Below are 18,956 nucleotides of genomic sequence, written 5' to 3' on the forward strand. Positions count from 1 at the left end.
ACTACTTTCTTGGAGAATATACAAGGTGACTTCCTCCATTCTTGAGGTTTTTGGTTTGGTCACCGAAAAACTTCGCCAAGTTGGGGTGAAGTCCCTTTTTTATGTGTGGAAATCCTTGTGTATCAAGGACTCAGATTAATGCAAAATGCTCAATTAATTACATTCAAATGTTCATCTAAATTTTTTTCAAATGCATTTCGATTCATCCTATCTAGTCCAGGATTTGCTTTATGTGAAATTTTCAAATTATAAACATCTCTCAAATGCTTAAGTTGAAGTTTTTCAGATAAAAGATCCGAATTACTCATAAAACGTCACCTGCTTAATGTATTAGTAACAGGGTCTCTAGAGGATAAAGGATGGCACCTGTAAACAGGTCAGGATGAGGCAAAGACAAAAGCTTTTTGACGCCTTTTAACTAGGTTTACCCCGAAGAGTCCACTCAAATTAATGAGCACAAAGCTAGAGACCCTGTTACCATGACTATTTTCCCACAATAACTATAATCTGTCACTATAGAGCTAACCTGCATACAATATAAAAAGTGAAAACGCCCTTCACAATTTTGACGTTTAGCATCGAATTCACTTTTACGACCTTTCCTCGTAATCCTTCAATTCTCCCCCATATTGAGGGAAAAGTAAGATTGTGTACGATAATATAAATAGTACCCCACATAATGAGACCTCCTCATAGCGGCCAAGGCTACGGTCTACCGGACCGACCTGTAAGGCTCGATCACACGATCAGCGACGGTAAAAAGATTACGTTGAGACACTGAAGAAAATAGTCGTTACATCAGTATTTAACGATTTTCTTCTTAAACCGTTTTTTGAGGGGCCGCAATGAGGAACTACCCTTTCACGAAGAAAAAACGACGAACGCCATTCGACGGGCGCCGGTGAAACTATAAGTTTTTTTGACAGATTCGAGGGCGACTTGGCCGTAATTGAGGTCCCTGGCGGTTTCACCTTCAACCTTTTAGAGTTTTCGTGAACTTAATTCCCGTATATGAGGTATTAACCGTTGAAAGGCTTGAGCCATCTCGTTTACGGAATTAAAGCGACGATTAAGATCAGGGCTTGTTGCGATTTCAAAAAATTCGAATACGGTATCGCCCTTTATAGCCGAGAGCTCTTTTTTTCCAGTAAGTATATAGCAGATGATGAAAGCAAGTGCAAAGACTTCGTGACGAACTTCATAGTTTTCAAACCCGATAATTCTCAAATTTGAATCGTTCAGTGAACCTTTAAACTCGGTTCCAGGACGTGTCAGTCGGATATGCGGGTGTTTCGCCAAGCCAAAATCAGCAACCTTCAGGAATACACTGCCATCAATATGCTGCTTGACAAGAATGTTGGTATATGAAATGTCCCGATGCCAAAGACCTTCATGATGGATATATGAAAATGCCCGGAAAAGTTGTGTAATGAGTCGAATTCTTTCATTTATGGAAAGTCGATCATTCCATTTGAAGATGTATGTATCGAGTGTTAGAGGGACAAATTCCATTGTGTATGAATTGTTTTGATTATCGTACTCGTAAGCTTTGATAATGAAAGGAGAGTCGAATTTCTTCAGGTCGTCAAATTCGTTTCGGAACCGTACGAGTTCTGCAGTAGTCAAGTTATTTAATGCTCGTTTCTGAGCGATCCACAGGTCATAGCTTTCATCTCTATATTTAAAGACTTGTGAGTAGGAACCTTCCCCAACGAAAATTAACGGATACGCTCTCGATGGATTGTTCGGTACCGAGACTGACTGTTTAAGATGGAAAATGTTCCGATGATCGATTAGTTCGATCTCTCCTAGATCATCCGGGATGGGGCTGCCATTGGTCGGTTTTAAAAAAGTTCTGCATTTCTTTAACAACTCATCATAGGATGGGTCTAACTCAAATTCAAATTCGGTAGTTTTCAAATTCATTTTTAGAGATCCGATCATTTGAATTATGGCTAAAAGCTTCCGGCTTTCATCTGCATTATAGTGGCGGTTCCCTAGAAGTTTCGTAAACAGATAGCGAAGCAGCCCATTCAATTCATAATGCAATGCGGAGAACAACCATTGCTGATTCCGGTGAGAAAATGCGGAATAGTATTCTTCATAAATCCGGATATTATCAGCTCCAAATAAATCTTGAAAATCACGAAGTTTACGCTTCATTAGAGCAACACTATCATTGTGAGCAATAAGATCCATAAGATTTCATCTCCAAAAGGGATTGTCCACTGCGCTAACCTCTATAATAATGTGTAAGGATTTCGAATTGCAGGCACATAAATATTTTAATTTAAGAGAGGTCACTTGTTGGCACCCTTGTATCATGTTGTTCTCCATCCTCTGACATTGACATATAGTATATTTTATTTTCGATCATACCATCTGCGGTATCTTTGCTCCCATGTAGCCTGCAATCGGATCCTTAAATAGGGAGGCTCGCCTGGTTGATCAACAACAAAGTGTTCATAGTATGTAGGTATGGCATAATCAATTTCTCCATTACTGTTCTCTTCTTCAATAAAAGAAAAATTCGCCTCAATATAATTGAAGCGCAGCGCTCTTTCCGCTGCTATGCTCCGATAAAGTAGTAATATCCTCAAAAGTTATTACTGTCTCTGTTCGCCCATAACAACGGAAATTGCTTATTATTAATTAACCCTCTTAAGTCTCATTTTCATATTCCCTGGCCCATAATTTTTGTTTGTTAATACTCTGATACCTGATTCCACATGATATTCCTAATTATAACAAAAACCTCTGACATTAGTTTGCCAGAGATCTTCTAATACGTATTATTTTTGATAACCGAGTATCTCCTCTACAAAGAATATTGAAGTGCTCTATCCCCTACCTTCTGTCAGGCTCAATTTCCTCTTACAAACATCGCATCGCACACCTCAATAACTAATCCGAAACCGGTGGGGATAAATGTATATGCTAATCTAGCACCCGATACATCGGTCGCCTCACTTGAGTCCCATTCCCTAATTTTTCGTTCCATTTTCTCGTGGAGACTCCTACTTCTTTTGCTACGTTTTTCAAACCTTATATCCATTTCTGTTGCAATTTATTTCTTACATACTTCCTTTATCTGAGTTAATTTCTTTTCTCTTGGTATTCGTTTGCTGACTTTCTTCTGAAAAAGTAGCTTCTCTAAAATAATGTCATGATTACCAATACTCCAGAAAGTGATCCTCATTTTCCCAGCAGCTCCATGATCGTATCTCAGACATTCGACTCGAGGGATAAAAATGAAATCATTTCATTTATTGAAGTAAAACTAAATAATAAATAGTTTTTTATACAAGTTAATTAGGAATTATAACAATACAATAAACAGTGAGTAGCCATTGATTACTCACTGTTTTTTATTCCTACCAGTTAAAATTAGAATGTCTGCAATTACAAATATATATAACATTAGCGTGGCGTCGAAGGAACCTAAACGAGTCACATTGACGAAAGCAAAAATAACTTTTCCGCATAAGAAACCATCCGTCTCACTTAGCACTTTTCTGAATATGTTTCACGATATACTTTGCATCAGGACCAACACCACGCAGGGTCGCCGAAGCAAAGGTTCGCTGCCCGGACAGCCCCACAAAATATAGACCAGGTACAACCGCACTTATGCCTCGGTCTTGTAATGGATCTCCCTTAGCATCAAGTCCTCCTAGATCCTTAATAAAGGAAAGATTGGAACGAAACCCAGTTGCAAAGATTACGCTATCCACCTTCTCTTTTGAACCATCTGGCCAGATCACCCCATCTTCATAAAACGAAGTAAACATGATCTTTTGCTTGGGGTTGCCATCCTTCAATCTTTGTTTGTACCCATCCAAGTCCATAACGGAAGAAGCGTTGGCTAATGACTTCCCTATCGGCCAGTGTGAATCGATACCGGTGATGATAAACCAAAAGTGAATATCTTTTCCTAAAAAACGCTGCGGAACAAGCGAGACCGGCTCACGAACAGCTAACATGGTATTGGCTATATCTGCTAACTCCATTGCGATTTGTACGGCAGAATTTCCCCTGCCAACAACGATAACCGATTGATCCCTAAAGGGATCCGGTTTCTTATAAACCGCGGAATGTACGATAGTACCTTTGTATCTTCCTGACCCTGTATTGACGGGATATATTACTTGTTAAAAGAACCGGTAGCGCAAATCACGTTGCTTGCAGTATAGGTTTCTCCCGTAGTCGTACGCACTTGAAAAACACCTGATTCTTTAGAAACTTGCTCAACACGTTGATGAAAGGCAATTGGTAATTGAAAGTGAGACGCGAAGTTTTTTAGGTACTGAACAACCTCATCTCGATTAGGGTATCGGTCACATAGAGACGATATGAAGTTCGGGTAGGGATGAATATTTAGCCGGCGACAACAGCTTTAAACTATTGTAGTACTTCGGCCACGACCCTGTCGCCTTCTTATGATCATATGGGAGACAACAAAAAACAGTGAAAGTAAAGCAATGCTTACTTCTTCACTGTTTTTTTGTTTGATTTATTCTCGCGTTGTCCTCAATGCTCCTCAATATCACACTGTGTTTCCGGACCATCAACTTGAATCGTAGTATGTTTAATTTTAAATTGTTCCTCTAGAATGCGTTCAGCCTTTTTAAGGACCACGGCACTATTTTGTATATCATTCACGACGATATGACAGCTAAGTGAAGGGAAGTCCGATGAAATAGTCCAGACATGCAGATCATGTACTTCGATCACATGTTGAATGGAACTAAGCATATCTTGAACTTCGTTGACTTTAATATTGGATGGTGCCCCTTCCATGAGAATGTGGATTGAATCTCGAGTCACCCTGAAAGCACTCACGATGATAAGAATGGACACCAATACGCTGGCAATCGGATCTGCTAAGTTCCAGCCGAAAAACATAATCAGTAAAGCAGCAATAATGGCTCCAATGGAACCAAGTAGATCACCAATTACGTGAAGAAAAGCACTCCTTATGTTAAGATTTTCGGACCTGTCACCTTTCATCAGAATATAGGCCGCAGCTAAGTTAACAATCAAGCCAATGGAAGCGATAATGATCATACCCGAACTCATAACTTCGGGTGGCTCAGAAAATCGTTTATAAGCTTCCCAGAATATGTATAACGAAATTACGATCAAAGTAATACCATTAATAAATGCAGCTAAAACCTCGAACCTTTTGTATCCGAAGGTTTTATATTTGCTGGCTCTTCGCTCCCCAAATATCATAGCAAAATAACTTAATCCAAGGGCAGCAGCATCGCTTAGCATGTGACCTGCATCAGAAATTAAAGCAAGGCTGTTAGTCAWAAAACCGCCAATGGCTTCAACAATCATATATGCTGTAATGAGAATAAAAGAAAGTTTTAAGGCTTGTTTATTCACGTTTTTACCATGACTATGTGAATGCCCCCCCTCTTGGGAGTGGCCATCATGATTCGATTGTTGAAGTGAAACGCTTTTTTGTCCCATTGATTTCAACTCCCTCATGCTCATAGTGTATCTACACGATTTATCGCTCGAAATAAAGGGTTCCCTAAACTAAACCAAATTACGCCATTTAGTTTTCAACCTTCACCTCTTACACATTTTCGTTAATATTCTTGTTTAAATACTTACCTTTTTTAACAGACAACAGAAAAAGAGCCTAATCGTAAAATGATCAGGCTCTTTTGGGATAAGTAATTTCATTTAACTAACAATATAAGTCTTAACTCAGGATACTAAGGTCATAAACCCTACAAATGAAACAAATGTAAATATAACTGCACAAATCAGAGCTGCGTAAGCATTCTTATTTTTCTTAAACAACAGGTACATTGAAACAATACTACAAAGTGCCACTATAAAGAGGAACACAGATATCGGACTCCATGTAATTTCAACTGGAACCCGCACTCCTTCTCCTTGGATCAACCACATATATAACTTAGATGCTGATGATTCCATCAATTGAGGATTTAAATCATGAGGGGCTGGCTGCTGATTCATATAGCCTGTAACGGTATAGATCAGTAGAATAATGATTCCCTCGACCAGCATCCACTTTTTAGGATTGAAATCCGTATGGTTTAGGTTCCTTTTTACTAAGAAACCGTTCAAGAAAGCAATGACCAAAAGCGGAATCACGAAAAGATGTTTTAACAATAAGGATTGACCATATGAAGTGATCCAAGAGTTCACATAATCAGGATCTGTTCTCATATTTAAAAGTAATCCGGATACAAGGATGATAATCATAGCGATAATTGCAAGCGGATGATACCATCTTAAAAACGCCTTCCACTCATCTGCTTTATTGGGTATATACAAGCCGGCAACAACCAGAATGCCTGCCCAAACGCTTACAGAAAACAAATGTAGAAATTGCGTCCAAAAACCTATGATTCCAAAATTGGAGGATGCATGGCTTGACCACGATAGAGTCCCGATAATACCGATCGCTACCAAGAATAACCCCGTAAGAGCTATTTTATTGGTTCCTTTACTATCAACTCCTTTGTTCACCAACACGGTACTGATAAATAATCCGGTGAAAATCACTGTCCAAATATATGCTTTCCCTTCTGAGAAAAACAGCATGACATTCTTAAATATAAGTGCAAAGCCTGCATCATCTGAGAAAAAGAGAACAATTCTGAGAACCGGTAGAAACGAAAAGATTGCGACTCCTACTGCGGCTATAATTAATAATTTGGCAGGGAATTTGACTTGTGTATGAATGCGTGGGACGATAATGCCCCCGAATAAGATAGCTAAGCAACTATAAAGTATGGGTTCCCCTATCCAATACCAATTCATTTTTTCCTCCGAGTCATTCCTCTTCCTACTCCAGCTATAATCAGGATGATCACAATACCAACCACAAAATAAATCCAAATATTATTTTTTCCCGTTTGATTTATGTCCGACTCCGTATTCGCTTGATTACCGCTTGCAGTCTCGGAAGTCACCTCAGGAGTTTCCTTCGGCTCAGAAACTGCCTCTTGATCTGTTATTTCCGGTGCCTTCGCATTGGTTTCTGTAACCGGCTCCTTTGCTGATATATCGACAGTAAAGTCATATTTTCCTTCTATAGGGTGACCGTCTTTCCCAACAATTCTCCATTCAACGGTATATGTACCATTTTCAAGAGCCGTCCCATCCATAATATGCCTTGTCATCGTATTCCCCTCAATCGTAGTTTGATCAAGAGGCACTTCCTGTTTCGATTGATGAATGATTTTAAAAGAGCTAAGTTTTTCAATATTCGTGTTAAATTGCAGGGATACATCCTTAAGTTCCGTCGTCACGGTTTCCCCTTCTTTGGGTGATGACATTTCCAATTGAGTATGTGCAAATATCGTAGTTGGGAAGGCAAAAACAAGCGCAAAAAGCATACCTATTATTATTTGCTGACCTATTTTCTTTATCATAATAAAGCAACCCTTTCAATTTTTAATTAACATTGCTATCAGACTAACACATGAATATATGTTCATTCAATAATGTTAAAACTCTAATTCTGACAAATTTAAGACAGAGTGAATTTCTTATGCAGAAATTCACTCTGTTAGATTGTTGCGCACTTCATAGGAACGAATTAAATACATTCCATGATGATAATAATTCCCATTAATACCGGCACAATCAGGGAAGCATACAAAGCTTTCTTTCTAAATACCATCACTTGTAATTGACGCTCTGGGTCCATCAGCTGCTGAATTCGATAATTGATCGCGGTATGCGAGAAGTGCAAACCATAACCTGGAGTTTTTACGGTTTGATTCTTGATTAAATCAAGGAGTACATGGCCTAAAGGCGACTCACTCCCCATCTTTGCAATTGCAAATCGGTCTGCATTCAGTTCCATCCATATTTGATAGTATTGGACCAGCTCTTTTACGATCGGGACATAAATCAGGCTCTTCGAACTGATACATAACATTACATTATGAAGAGGATGCCGCTTTAAACAGTGAAACGATTCATGTAAAATAATTGCATTTAGTTTCTCTTCATTGAAATGGTTGATAAGACCGGTAGATAGCACGATGAAGGGCTTAAAGAATCCTGACGTCACTGCAATCTTTCTTGAATCTGAGACTACTTTGATCCTACAATTCAAATCTACGTTTTTTTCAGTATAGTAAATAGACAAATCAGGCAATTCGTTAGAACTAACGAATTTCCCCCAACTTCGATATAGAAAAAATTGTTTTATGGTTTGATAACTAAGAATGATGAGTGAATACGCAATAAAAGCATTTATAAAAATCTCATGATTAAACAATGCATCTCGAATGGTAGACATCATCAATGGGGTGATATCGGAATCAGAAGGCACGTCTTTAATTTGGTGAAGGACATTGTAACCCATCTGAAGCAAGACAGTTGCACAGATTAGTAAAGCAATGGTTAAGGATATTTTCGGATTATGACTAAAATCATTTGGTTTATTCATCTCGTCTCATTTCCTTCAACTTAAGCTCTAATTGTTTGATTAAATCAGGGTCAGCACTGTCTAGATTATCTATTAGATTTTTGACCAAAAATGTACCAAAGTCCGCAAAGAGACTGTCTGTAACAGCTCGTGTCTGCTCAGTGATAAACTCCTCTTTCGTTTGTGGGGAATAAAAATGCGACACCTTGGATCGCCCTTTCCCCGTTGATTCTCTAATGAGATATTCCTTTTCCACCAGTCTTGTCATGACCGTCATTACAGCGTTTTTCGATATAGGGGTCTCATCATCAATCATCTCGTGAACTTCTTTTATTGTGACTCTACCTTTTGCCCATATGATATCCATAATTTTGGCTTCTAACGAGCCAAAAAAACGATTAAGACCTTCCTCATCCATGTTAATCTTTTTTATTCGCATGATAATCCACCTTTTCCAAGTTGATTAATATCATAGTATGATGATTTAAACCGACTACTATACTTTAAATCATCTTTGGGGATATGCCAATAACACGCATTCAACTGGATGAGGATCCTTTTTATAGGAATAAAAAAATATCTTAATCGGTCTCGGAACTGAAATCGACGAATAGCTTTACCCAGACCTGAATATGCGCTTAAACAAAATCATACTGCCTTACGTCAACAATAACGGCTCGAAGGTAACCATTGTGAGAAGTTTGAAGATGTACATCTTCTGCGTCACTTTCCGTGTAATAAACCGCCACAAAGTCCCCTTTTTGAAAGTAGCCTAAACCATCATTTAGATTCCCTTGGCCTTCAACGATAAACATGGTCATGACTCGAAACGGTGCAAGGGTTAATGACATTGATACCCTGTGCTCAAGTTCCAAATCTATCATGGAAACATCTGTTTTTAGAACAATTGGGGAATTGTCACCAATGATCTGACGAACTCTCACACCTCCCTTTTGTTTCACAGAAAAAGCACTAGACTGATACCCACGATGGCGTGGAAGATCCCTAACACTTTGAGAGCGTTTCGGATCAAACCATATTTGAAATCCATGTGCTCGCGGACCTAAGAAACGCTCTTGATGACATAACCCCGTTGCAGTCTGCAGTACGTGGACTCCCCCTCGACTAACTCTATAGACCTTCCCTTTCACGTCATCATGTTCCATTGTTCCCTGAAGCATGTAAGTCAGAATTTCGAACCGGTGATGATATTGTATAGGGGAACTAAAATAATCACTTACTCGAAACCAATTCCAGTAAAACAGAGGCCCCACTTCCTTTTCGTCCGGTGTTTTGCCACAACTGACGGGTATATGACCGTTTAATTTTACCCCCCATTCCATAAACCCTTGATTACGAGGTGGATAAATGTGAATGTTCATATATAGCCCCCTGTTAAAACAATTAAACTCGTATGAATGAAGAATACGCCACCAATAAGCATTCAGGGAGAGCTGCTGACTTACTTATAGATATATTCGAATTGGAATCAGCGACTACTGATTGAACACAATCAAGTAATAGCCGCCTGCAGTCCGACATCTATAGAAAATTGTACATTGATTTAATTAGTAATAACCCCAGATTAATGTCAGAAGTGTACCGAATACCGTGACTAAGGCAATGAAAATCCCATAATACAGACTTGTATATATTGATTTCTTATCTTCCGTTTCACCAGCATGCATAAACACAACCAATTGTATAGCTGCCTGAATGAACGCTGTAACAAGAAGAATAGTAGCTCCGACGGCGAAGGACATATCCAAGAAGTATACCGTAAGAGCAGCAGCGATCAAGACAAGTGAAAATACAAAACCTATCACTTGTTTTCTCGGAAATAACTCTTTCATGTTCACATCATTCCTTTCAGGAAGACGAAGCTAAAGATGAAAATCCAAACAACGTCAAGGAAATGCCAATACAGCGAGAAAATGAAAGCTTTATTCGTGGTTGCCGGTGTTAATCCATGCTTTTTGATTTGAAGGATAATGAACAATCCCCAGGCTAAACCTATCGCAACATGCGCCCCATGAATACCTAAGGTAGTGAATAGAATCGCAGTAAAACCGCTAGTCTGGAGAGAAGCCCCCTCATGAACGTACACAAAGAAATCATATATTTCGACACCTAGAAAGCCTAATCCGAGAAGCAACGTAATCAGAAAAAATGTGATCATGGCTTTTGGTCTTCCTAAGCGCATAGCATGTATGCCTAATCCGATTGTAAAACTGCTTGCCAACAGCAAAATCGTTTCAATTAATACGGGGGCGATTTCAAATAATTCAGCACCTGTCGGGCCGCTGCCTGTTCGATTAACTAGTGTAAAATAAGAAGCAAACAGCGTTCCGAAGAGTGAGATTTCAGCCCCAAGGAAAATCCAAAACCCAAAAATATTAAGCCGGTTTTGTTCCGTTCCGTATTCTAGTGGGAGCGATGGATCTGTTTTCATTCTCTAACCTCCCCCAATCTTTTTTCAGTATCAATAATTTTTTTAACGGGGATGTAATGTCCATCATCTTGTTCAAATGAGCGATAAGCCAAACAAGCAAAAATTCCGATTGTAGCTGCAATGGCGACGCCCCACATCGCGAAGACTAGTGCAAATCCCCATACGAAGAAAATAATCGCCATGATGAATGGTAATCCGCTATTATTCGGCATATGAATTTGATCTATTTTATTTTTGAAAAGTTTGAATCCTTTCTTCTTATAATCCCAGAACGCTTCAGTTGAATTTACCGTTGGAATTACAGCAAAGTTGTATTCAGGTACTGGACTGTGTGTCGCCCACTCTAATGATCGAGCGTCCCAAGGATCAGCCGGAATATCTCTTGATGCAAAGCGAGTGCTGTAATAGATGTTATACACGATAAGTACAAATCCGATTAAAAGCCCAATTGCTCCAATAAATGAAATCATATTCCACAGACCAAATCCGGTAGACTCTGAATATGTGTACATTCGTCTTGCCTGTCCGTCCAAGCCAGAGATAAACATAGGGAAGAAGGTTACACAAACACCTACCGCAATAAACCAGAATGCCCATTTCCCAATTCTCTCATTTAGCATAAAGCCGAACATTTTTGGCCACCAGTAAGTAAGACCCGCAAGCATCGCAAAAACGACTCCTGGAATAATAACCAGATGGAAGTGGGCCACTAAGAACATGGTGTTATGGTACTGATAATCCGCACTGGCCATTCCCAGCATGACGCCGGTTACTCCACCAATGGTGAAAATGGGGATAAACCCTAAGGAATACAGCATGGGAACCGTAAAAACAATTTTTCCTTTTCGAAGGGTGAATAGCCAGTTAAATATCTTGATCCCCGTCGGTACGGCTATAGCCATGGTCGTAATCGAGAAGATACTGTTCACGAGCGCTCCCTGACCCATTGTAAAGAAATGATGTACCCAGACTAAGAATGACAGTGCAGAGATGGCAACCATGGATATTACCATGGATTTGTAGCCATAGAGATTACGTCGAGCAAAGGTAGAAATAATCTCACTATAAATACCGAATGCCGGCAGGATTAAAATGTATACTTCTGGATGTCCCCAAACCCAGAACAAATTAGCCCAAAGCATGTCCATACCGCCATCTGCCGTTGTAAAGAAGTTTGTGGCAAAAAGTCGATCCATTGTCCCCATGATGAGCGCAATGGTTAGGACAGGAAACGCAAACACAATAATAAGGTTGGTAATCAGCGCAGACCATGTGAACATAGGCATCTTCATCAAGGTCATGCCTGGTGCTCTCATTTTTAATATCGTCGTGATAAAATTGATACCCGTTATTAAAGTACCAATGCCCGAAATTTGAAGAGCGAACATATAGTAATTCGTTCCTACGGACTGGCTAAACTCGTTCCCGGCAAGAGGGAAGTAAGATGACCAACCAGCATCAGGAGATCCACCGATTACAAAAGAAATGTTAAATAGCATAGCACCGGAAAAATATAACCAATAACTTAAGGCATTTAGCCTCGGAAATGCAACATCACGAGCGCCAATCTGAAGCGGCACCACAAAATTCATTAAAGCCATAATGAATGCCATCGCCATAAAAATAATCATGACAACCCCATGGGTTGTAAATATTTCATTATACTCTTGGGCTCCAAGAAGATTATTATCAGGTACGGCCGTTTGTGCACGCATCATAATCGCGTCTGCGCCGCCTCTGAATAACATCAGCAGAGCAGATATGAGATACATGATACCAATACGTTTATGGTCAACCGTTGTTAGCCACTCACGCCATATGTAACCCCATTTTTTATAGTAGGTTAAGCCAAAGATTATTGCGAAAACGGTAAGAGCTATAGCAACCATTGAGGCATAAATCGTCGGTCCCGGGTTGGGGACGGCAAATCGATCGAAAAAATCCATGCTCCTGTCTCCTTTCTGCTGAACTCAATGGTTCATGTTGCTCATATTGTTTTCATCAGGATTTTCTTCGCCTTTTTCTTCAGTTGGAGAATCACCTTCAGCATCCGTTTCTTTGGTTGAAGGATGGTGACCTGCTGGAGGTGGTGAAAAGCCTAAGTGTGTTCCTGTAAATGTTGACTGTCCAAGATGCCCTGGTTCGAGCAGTTCTTTAAACTTCTCTTCAGTGAGGGGGTTAGCTGTCGCTTTAACTTCATTGACCCATTCATCATATTCTTCTGGAGATAGTGCTTTTACGCTAAATGTTTGTTGAGCAAAACCTTCACCAGAGAAGTTAGCGTTACGGCCGGTGTATTCGCCTGGCACATCAGCTGCAAGGTTTAAAGTGTTTACCATATCAGCCATGGCATATTTCTGTCCACCGAGCTGGGGAATCCAAAAACTCGATATGGGTCCGTAAGAATACAGTTTGAATTGAATCGGTCTGTCAGTCGGGATAAATAAGTAATTTAAGGTTTCGATATCTTCTTCAGGATAACTAAAATGCCATTTCCAGTTGGAAGAAGATGCGTATATGACTAAAGGCTCCTCCGTATAACCTTTAGGGATAGCCTCCACTTCATAAGTGGATTTCACCGTTACAAACGAAAGGAAGGCTACGATTAATATGGGGATCGATGTCCAGAGTATTTCGAGTTTGAGACTTCCTTCAATATGAGGAGGTTCATACTCATCACTTTGCTTGGAGGCTCGATACTTTCTAATAATCAAAACATAAAGTGCAATCACAACCACAACAACAATCGCCATGGTCCAAATGGATATCATAATGACATCAGCTGTTGTACGAGCTTGCGGTCCCTTTGGATCTAAAACCTTAAGTGGCTCACAACCGGTCAGAACAGTAGCAAAAATAAAAACCAATGATAACATTGCCCATTTTATTTTCATGAAGTACCCCTTTCTCAAAAATTCATGCCATACGTTTTAGGTTATCGGATCGCACTCAATAGTTATCTTTCCTTCACTCCTCGCTGTCGACTTATACGTGCTTAAACCATTGTATATAAATAAGACTACGCATTGTAGTCTTTTAGGCGGATTGTCATAACTCTTTCACGCTTTATTCACCTTTTCAACACAAAACAGCCTCAGAATTTTCATAACCTTGTTCTGTAATGTTAAATAGTTTATAGCCTAATGCCGGGAGATAGCGTCGAATCCATGTGGTTCTTTAGAGGTTTTGGTGTTATGGGACTGCTAAAGAAGGTACTATGGTTATGAAATAAAAAAAAGAGCCAATTACGGCTCTTTAATTTTAACTCTTCATGACACGAACTGCGTTTAATACAGCGAGGAGTGTTACCCCAACGTCGGAGAAAACGGCTTCCCACATCGTTGCAATGCCGAAGGCTCCAAGTAACAAGAAAATGGCTTTAACTCCAAGTGCGAAGATAATATTTTGCCAAACAATTCTTCGGGTTCTCTTCGCAATACGAATTGCTGATGAAATCTTGGATGGTTCGTCTGTCATAATCACGATGTCAGCAGCCTCAATGGCTGCATCTGAACCAAGTCCACCCATTGCAATTCCCACATCAGCTCTAGCTAATACCGGTGTATCGTTAATACCATCTCCAACGAATATGATTTTCTCTTTTGATGTTTTCTGTTGATCCAGCTTTTCAATTTCTTCTACTTTATGCTGCGGAAGGAGCTCAGCATGTACCTGATCTAATCCGAGTTTGCGTCCCACAGCCTCCCCTACAGCTTTAGAGTCACCTGTTAACATAACTATCTTTTTAATTCCGAGTTCCTTCAAAGAGCGAATAGCTTCTGCAGAATCCTCTTTCACCTCATCGGAAATGACAATATACCCAGCATATTCTCGATCAATACTAATGTGTACGATAGTGCCTAAATCTTCAGGTTGATTAAATGGAATTTGTTCTCTCTTCATTAATTTCGCATTACCGGCCAAGACCTCTTTTCCATTAACCTTTACTTGAATGCCATGACCAGATATCTCGTTGTATCCTTCCAATTCTTCTTCACTTGTTTCCTGCCCGTATGCTGCTCTTATCGAATCTGCAATCGGGTGGGTAGAGTGCATTTCGGCATACGCTGCATATTTAAGCAACTCGTCTTTAGAAATCTCGCCCATTGGATGGATATTGGTTACCGTAAATGCTCCCTTTGTAAGGGTTCCCGTCTTATCAAACACAACATATTTGACATCATTAAGCGCTTCAAGATAATTACTTCCTTTAATCAATACCCCATTTTTTGAAGCAGCTCCAATACCACCAAAAAATCCGAGCGGAATCGAAACAACTAAAGCGCATGGACATGAAATAACTAAGAATACTAAGGCACGATAAATCCAATCAGAGAATGTGGCTCCACTTATAATAAGGGGAGGTAACACAGCGAGCAATACCGCAATAATGACCACCACTGGCGTATAATAGCGGGCAAACTTTGTTATGAAATTTTCTGTTGGTGCTTTTTTACTGCTGGCATTTTGCACTAGATCCAGAATTTTTGAAACTGTAGATTCACCAAATTCCTTGGCTACCTCTACCGTTAATACGCCATTCTTATTAATAAATCCACTTAGGACATCTTGACCTGGTTCCACTTCTCTTGGAATAGATTCCCCAGTTAATGCAGAGGTATCTACTGCTGAATTCCCTTCAATGACCTTACCATCCAAAGGTACCCTTTCGCCTGGCTTTACGACAATAAAGTCACCGATCTTAACTTCTTCCGGAGATACACGTTTTGTATCGTTACCCATTTTAAGGTTTGCATAGTCAGGGCGAATATCTAAAAGAGCACTGATGGACTTTCTAGAACGATTTACAGCGATCCCTTGGAACATCTCCCCAACCTGATAGAACAACATCACGGCGACACCTTCAGGGTATTCCTGAATGGCGAAAGCACCAAGTGTTGCTATCGTCATAAGGAAGTTTTCATCAAAAACCTGGCCGCGAACAATATTTCTAGCTGCCCGAAAGACAATATCTCCACCTATAACAATGTAAGCTACTGCAAACAGTGCAAATTCTAAATAACCGGAAAAAGAAGAAAATAAGCCAACCGCTGCAATAGCGGTACCAAACAATAAACGAATTAACATCCGTTTCGTATTTTCATTTCCATGTTCATGAGAATGTCCGTGATCATCTCCATGACCGTGACTGTCCTCTGAATGTAATGCCCCTGCTGCAGATTTGTTCTTTTCAATCACTCGGATATGAGGCTCTAGTGTTTTCACTTTCTCCTTGGCTTTCGATACAATGTTTTCAACCTGTCCGTTTGCAGTTTCCATCGTTAGTGTCTTCGTTACAAAATTAACGGAACAGGAACTTACACCTTCAATTTTCTTAACACCATTTTCGATTTTCATTGCACAGTTAGCACAATCCAGTCCTTCTAATATCAACTCTTTTTTAACCCTTTGTTGTTGTGCTTCCATCGTATGTTCTCCTTTCCACCAACCTTGCCGTACACACATGAACAATTATTCATATGTTATTTAAACTCATTATATTCAAATGAAAAGTTAGTTGTCAATTATTTCGTACATTCTCCGCTACATTAGGTGAAGACTTCTAAACACAACAAAAACAGCACCAGCAGCTGACTGCGGGTGCTTTTATGTTATTCTCCATGCATTGTATGTTGTAGGGTTTGTGTAAAAATTTGCTCGATGTGTGTATCATCCAATGAATAAAACACCGTCTTGCCCACTTTACGACGTTTTACGATCCTCATATTACGAAGGTATCGCAGTTGATGCGAGATCGCTGACTGTCCCATCTCGAGTAATACAGAAAGATCATGGACACATAATTCTTTCTGCAATAAAGCATTGATCAATTTAACCCGAGTAGGATCACTGAAGGCTTTAAACCAGTCTGCCACTTGAACAGCTGCATGCTCATCAATCATTCCGGCCCTAACTTGTTTTAAATCAGCCTCAGACCCAAAGCATGATGTGTCACAATCTTCAATCAAGGGATCCTTCTGCTCCATTTTCGTAATCACCATCCTATTTACCATTACCACTTATTTTATAGCAAAGGCACAAAAAACGAAAGGATTACGATTAACAAACCGAATTTTGTCAGAAGAAAAGTGTCCCGAACTACTACTCCTACCCTATTTTTATTCTCTCAGCAGATGATCAACAATACGCTTAGCATCATATTTCACCCATCCAAGCAGTGCTGACCCTCTTGATGTTTGCCACGGTAATCCAACAAAGTAGAGTCCTTTTACAACGGATACACCTTCCATATGATCGATATGCCCATCTTTAAATGCCGCTTTTATGTCTATCCAGTGATCATCACGTTTAAAACCTGTAGCCCAGATAATGTTGTCGATATGTATAGGAGTTCCTTCGTTCTGAAAATATAACTTTTGATCCACTATCTTTTCCGTCCTTGCATGGAGTTTTATCCTTCCTTGTTGAATGAGCAGCTTCAACTCCTTTCCATAGATCTGTTCTGGCATTGCGTGTAACCATTTACCTAACATACTTTTGCGGTTTGCTGTTAGAAAGCCCACCTTGTCAAAATACCAAAAAATACTCTTGCCGAAAATATGTAACGGTTTATATTGGATCTCACTGCTTGCGGACAAATGCACTTCAAAATCATCTGCCAATTCACTGGAAATTTGGGCCCCGGAGTTTCCTGCACCTACAACACAAACAACCCCTTCTTTAAGTTGGTTCTTATTTCGATATTCAGAAGAATGTAATTGTATAACTGCATCACCAAGCTTGTCATGAAAAGAAGGTACTAGTGGCTTCTGAAAAGGACCGGTGGCTACTATAACTTTTTTTGATCTAAATGTACCCTCCGATGTGGAGACTTCAAAGATTCCATTGTTCATGGTTAATGATGTAACTTGTGTATTACTTTGAATAGGAAGCTCTAAACGATTCGCATAATCTTTCAAATAATCTGCAACCTCATTTTTATGTGGTAAACCCTGAGGATCACCTTGAAAGGGAACACCTGGTAGACTATTATACATTCTTGGCGTAAACAGATGAAGAGAATCATAGCGATCTCTCCAAGAGTCACCAACCTCCTTGTGACCATCAAGGATGAGAAAATCCACAGATTTTTGTTTGAGATAGTAAGCAGCCGCAAGCCCGGCCTGACCTCCACCGATGACTATAACATCTAACATATAAATATCATCCCTCCTTTTAATATTTTTATTTAAAGTATCATATGAGCATTTATTCATCAATAATGAATATCCCAACATTGAGTATCGGCAGAAATGCACATCTTCTAAATAGGCATCAAGTCATTGGTGTTTTGTACATTGAAGTAATAAGCACCAACGTATGTCTAAGAAGGAAACACGATTGCAAGCCCCATAAGGGTAACATTGAATTGAAATCATAAAACAAGCCCTTCATAAATTGAAGGGCTTGTTTTATGATTTCAATTGTAACTTCCGACCATCATCGTGTAACTTTTTTGACTAATGGTTCTTCTTGCAGTTACATATCGTTGTTTATAATAGGATTCTGACAGTTTACTTATCCTTACACCCTTACTACTGGACGAATGTGCAAATTGACCATTGCCAATATAGATTCCAGCATGAGAAATTCCCCTGCCACTCGTATTAAAAAAAACTAAGTCACCCGGTCTCAGATTATCTTTTGAGACTGGAGTCCCCACTTTGGCCTGAGCACTCGATGTACGTGGCAAATCTAAGTTGAATTTATCAAAAATGTACAGAATAAAGCCGGAACAATCGAAACCACTTGAAGTTGTACCTCCCCATTTATAGGGTGTTCCAACGACTTTACTTACTTCAGTAGTCAACTTAGGTTGATTATCTGCAAACGCACTGGCTGTTCCCGAAGATAATATAATGGCAGACCCTAACAACGACAGTAACATTTTCTTCAAGATTTTTTCTCCCTTCGATGCCTACGGAGTTAGCTGAGGGTTCGGTAGAAGGATCCCTATACTCCCATTACTACAAGAATAATTCACCCAAAAATGGTTCCCCCGTTTTCAAAAACGAAATTCGGCATAATTTATGAAATTTTTGTAACCCTACATAATGTAGTCTATTTTTTCGCGAT

At 39.6% G+C, this 18,956-nt stretch carries 18 protein-coding genes and 1 riboswitch; all 18 genes read right to left on the reverse strand.

Going from position 1 to position 18,956, the window contains the following annotated elements:
* Positions 1-149: 149 nt before the first annotated feature.
* Positions 150-308: a hypothetical protein gene (locus ACPV3A_RS21270; RefSeq protein ID WP_156515014.1), complete on the reverse strand. Its 159-nt coding sequence runs from the start codon at positions 306-308 to the stop codon at positions 150-152.
* A 673-nt stretch (positions 309-981) separates the two neighbouring features.
* A complete protein-coding gene (locus tag ACPV3A_RS21275) occupies positions 982-2,199 on the reverse strand; it encodes a serine/threonine protein kinase (RefSeq protein WP_051449144.1) in 1,218 nt (405 codons plus the stop codon).
* 1,301 nt (positions 2,200-3,500) lie between these two features.
* On the reverse strand, positions 3,501-4,145 hold the full coding sequence (locus ACPV3A_RS21280; protein ID WP_081742733.1) for a hypothetical protein: 645 nt from the start codon (positions 4,143-4,145) through the stop codon (positions 3,501-3,503).
* Complete coding sequence (locus ACPV3A_RS21285; RefSeq protein WP_081742737.1) at positions 4,145-4,375, reverse strand: NAD(P)-binding domain-containing protein; 231 nt, start codon at positions 4,373-4,375, stop codon at positions 4,145-4,147. Before ACPV3A_RS21285 ends, ACPV3A_RS21280 begins: the two co-directional genes overlap by 1 nt.
* A 155-nt stretch (positions 4,376-4,530) precedes the next feature.
* Positions 4,531-5,478 carry a cation diffusion facilitator family transporter gene (locus ACPV3A_RS21290; protein WP_426201026.1) on the reverse strand — a complete coding sequence of 316 codons (948 nt, stop codon included), beginning with the start codon at positions 5,476-5,478 and terminating at the stop codon, positions 4,531-4,533.
* Between the two features lie 243 nt (positions 5,479-5,721).
* The gene (locus ACPV3A_RS21295; protein WP_051449142.1) at positions 5,722-6,807 is read right to left on the reverse strand and encodes a copper resistance D family protein; all 1,086 of its coding nucleotides are present in this window, start codon (positions 6,805-6,807) and stop codon (positions 5,722-5,724) included.
* Positions 6,804-7,421, reverse strand: coding sequence for a copper resistance CopC family protein (locus ACPV3A_RS21300; RefSeq protein ID WP_051449141.1), 618 nt, complete (start codon positions 7,419-7,421; stop codon positions 6,804-6,806). The genes ACPV3A_RS21295 and ACPV3A_RS21300 overlap by 4 nt, the downstream gene beginning before the upstream one ends.
* Before the next feature lie 167 nt (positions 7,422-7,588).
* Complete coding sequence (locus ACPV3A_RS21305) at positions 7,589-8,449, reverse strand: M56 family metallopeptidase (protein ID WP_051449140.1); 861 nt, start codon at positions 8,447-8,449, stop codon at positions 7,589-7,591.
* Positions 8,442-8,867, reverse strand: a complete 426-nt coding sequence (locus tag ACPV3A_RS21310) for a BlaI/MecI/CopY family transcriptional regulator (RefSeq protein ID WP_036638607.1) — start codon at positions 8,865-8,867, stop codon at positions 8,442-8,444. The genes ACPV3A_RS21305 and ACPV3A_RS21310 overlap by 8 nt, the downstream gene beginning before the upstream one ends.
* A 199-nt stretch (positions 8,868-9,066) precedes the next feature.
* Positions 9,067-9,810 carry a pirin family protein gene (locus tag ACPV3A_RS21315; protein ID WP_426201030.1) on the reverse strand — a complete coding sequence of 248 codons (744 nt, stop codon included), beginning with the start codon at positions 9,808-9,810 and terminating at the stop codon, positions 9,067-9,069.
* 186 nt (positions 9,811-9,996) lie between these two features.
* The gene (gene qoxD, locus ACPV3A_RS21320; protein ID WP_036638605.1) at positions 9,997-10,281 is read right to left on the reverse strand and encodes a cytochrome aa3 quinol oxidase subunit IV; all 285 of its coding nucleotides are present in this window, start codon (positions 10,279-10,281) and stop codon (positions 9,997-9,999) included.
* Positions 10,282-10,283: 2 nt separating this feature from the next.
* Positions 10,284-10,880, reverse strand: coding sequence for a cytochrome aa3 quinol oxidase subunit III (gene qoxC, locus ACPV3A_RS21325; protein WP_036638602.1), 597 nt, complete (start codon positions 10,878-10,880; stop codon positions 10,284-10,286).
* Entirely contained in the window at positions 10,877-12,826 is a 1,950-nt protein-coding gene (gene qoxB, locus ACPV3A_RS21330) for a cytochrome aa3 quinol oxidase subunit I (RefSeq protein ID WP_036638600.1), read from the reverse strand. The genes qoxC and qoxB overlap by 4 nt, the downstream gene beginning before the upstream one ends.
* A 24-nt stretch (positions 12,827-12,850) precedes the next feature.
* Positions 12,851-13,774 carry a cytochrome aa3 quinol oxidase subunit II gene (gene qoxA / locus ACPV3A_RS21335; RefSeq protein WP_036638598.1) on the reverse strand — a complete coding sequence of 308 codons (924 nt, stop codon included), beginning with the start codon at positions 13,772-13,774 and terminating at the stop codon, positions 12,851-12,853.
* A 367-nt stretch (positions 13,775-14,141) separates the two neighbouring features.
* Positions 14,142-16,346, reverse strand: a complete 2,205-nt coding sequence (locus ACPV3A_RS21340; RefSeq protein WP_370511130.1) for a heavy metal translocating P-type ATPase — start codon at positions 16,344-16,346, stop codon at positions 14,142-14,144.
* Between the two features lie 146 nt (positions 16,347-16,492).
* The gene (locus ACPV3A_RS21345) at positions 16,493-16,867 is read right to left on the reverse strand and encodes an ArsR/SmtB family transcription factor (RefSeq protein ID WP_036638592.1); all 375 of its coding nucleotides are present in this window, start codon (positions 16,865-16,867) and stop codon (positions 16,493-16,495) included.
* A 132-nt stretch (positions 16,868-16,999) separates the two neighbouring features.
* Positions 17,000-18,037, reverse strand: coding sequence for a flavin-containing monooxygenase (locus ACPV3A_RS21350; RefSeq protein ID WP_036638590.1), 1,038 nt, complete (start codon positions 18,035-18,037; stop codon positions 17,000-17,002).
* A 263-nt stretch (positions 18,038-18,300) separates the two neighbouring features.
* Positions 18,301-18,777, reverse strand: coding sequence for a C40 family peptidase (locus ACPV3A_RS21355; RefSeq protein WP_036638588.1), 477 nt, complete (start codon positions 18,775-18,777; stop codon positions 18,301-18,303).
* 3 nt (positions 18,778-18,780) lie between these two features.
* A riboswitch (cyclic di-AMP (ydaO/yuaA leader) is annotated at positions 18,781-18,914 on the reverse strand.
* Positions 18,915-18,956: the final 42 nt, after the last annotated feature.

This window comes from Paenibacillus sp. Dod16 (assembly GCF_049893405.1).
In the GTDB taxonomy this organism is placed as follows: Bacteria; Bacillota; Bacilli; order Paenibacillales; family Paenibacillaceae; genus Paenibacillus_AQ.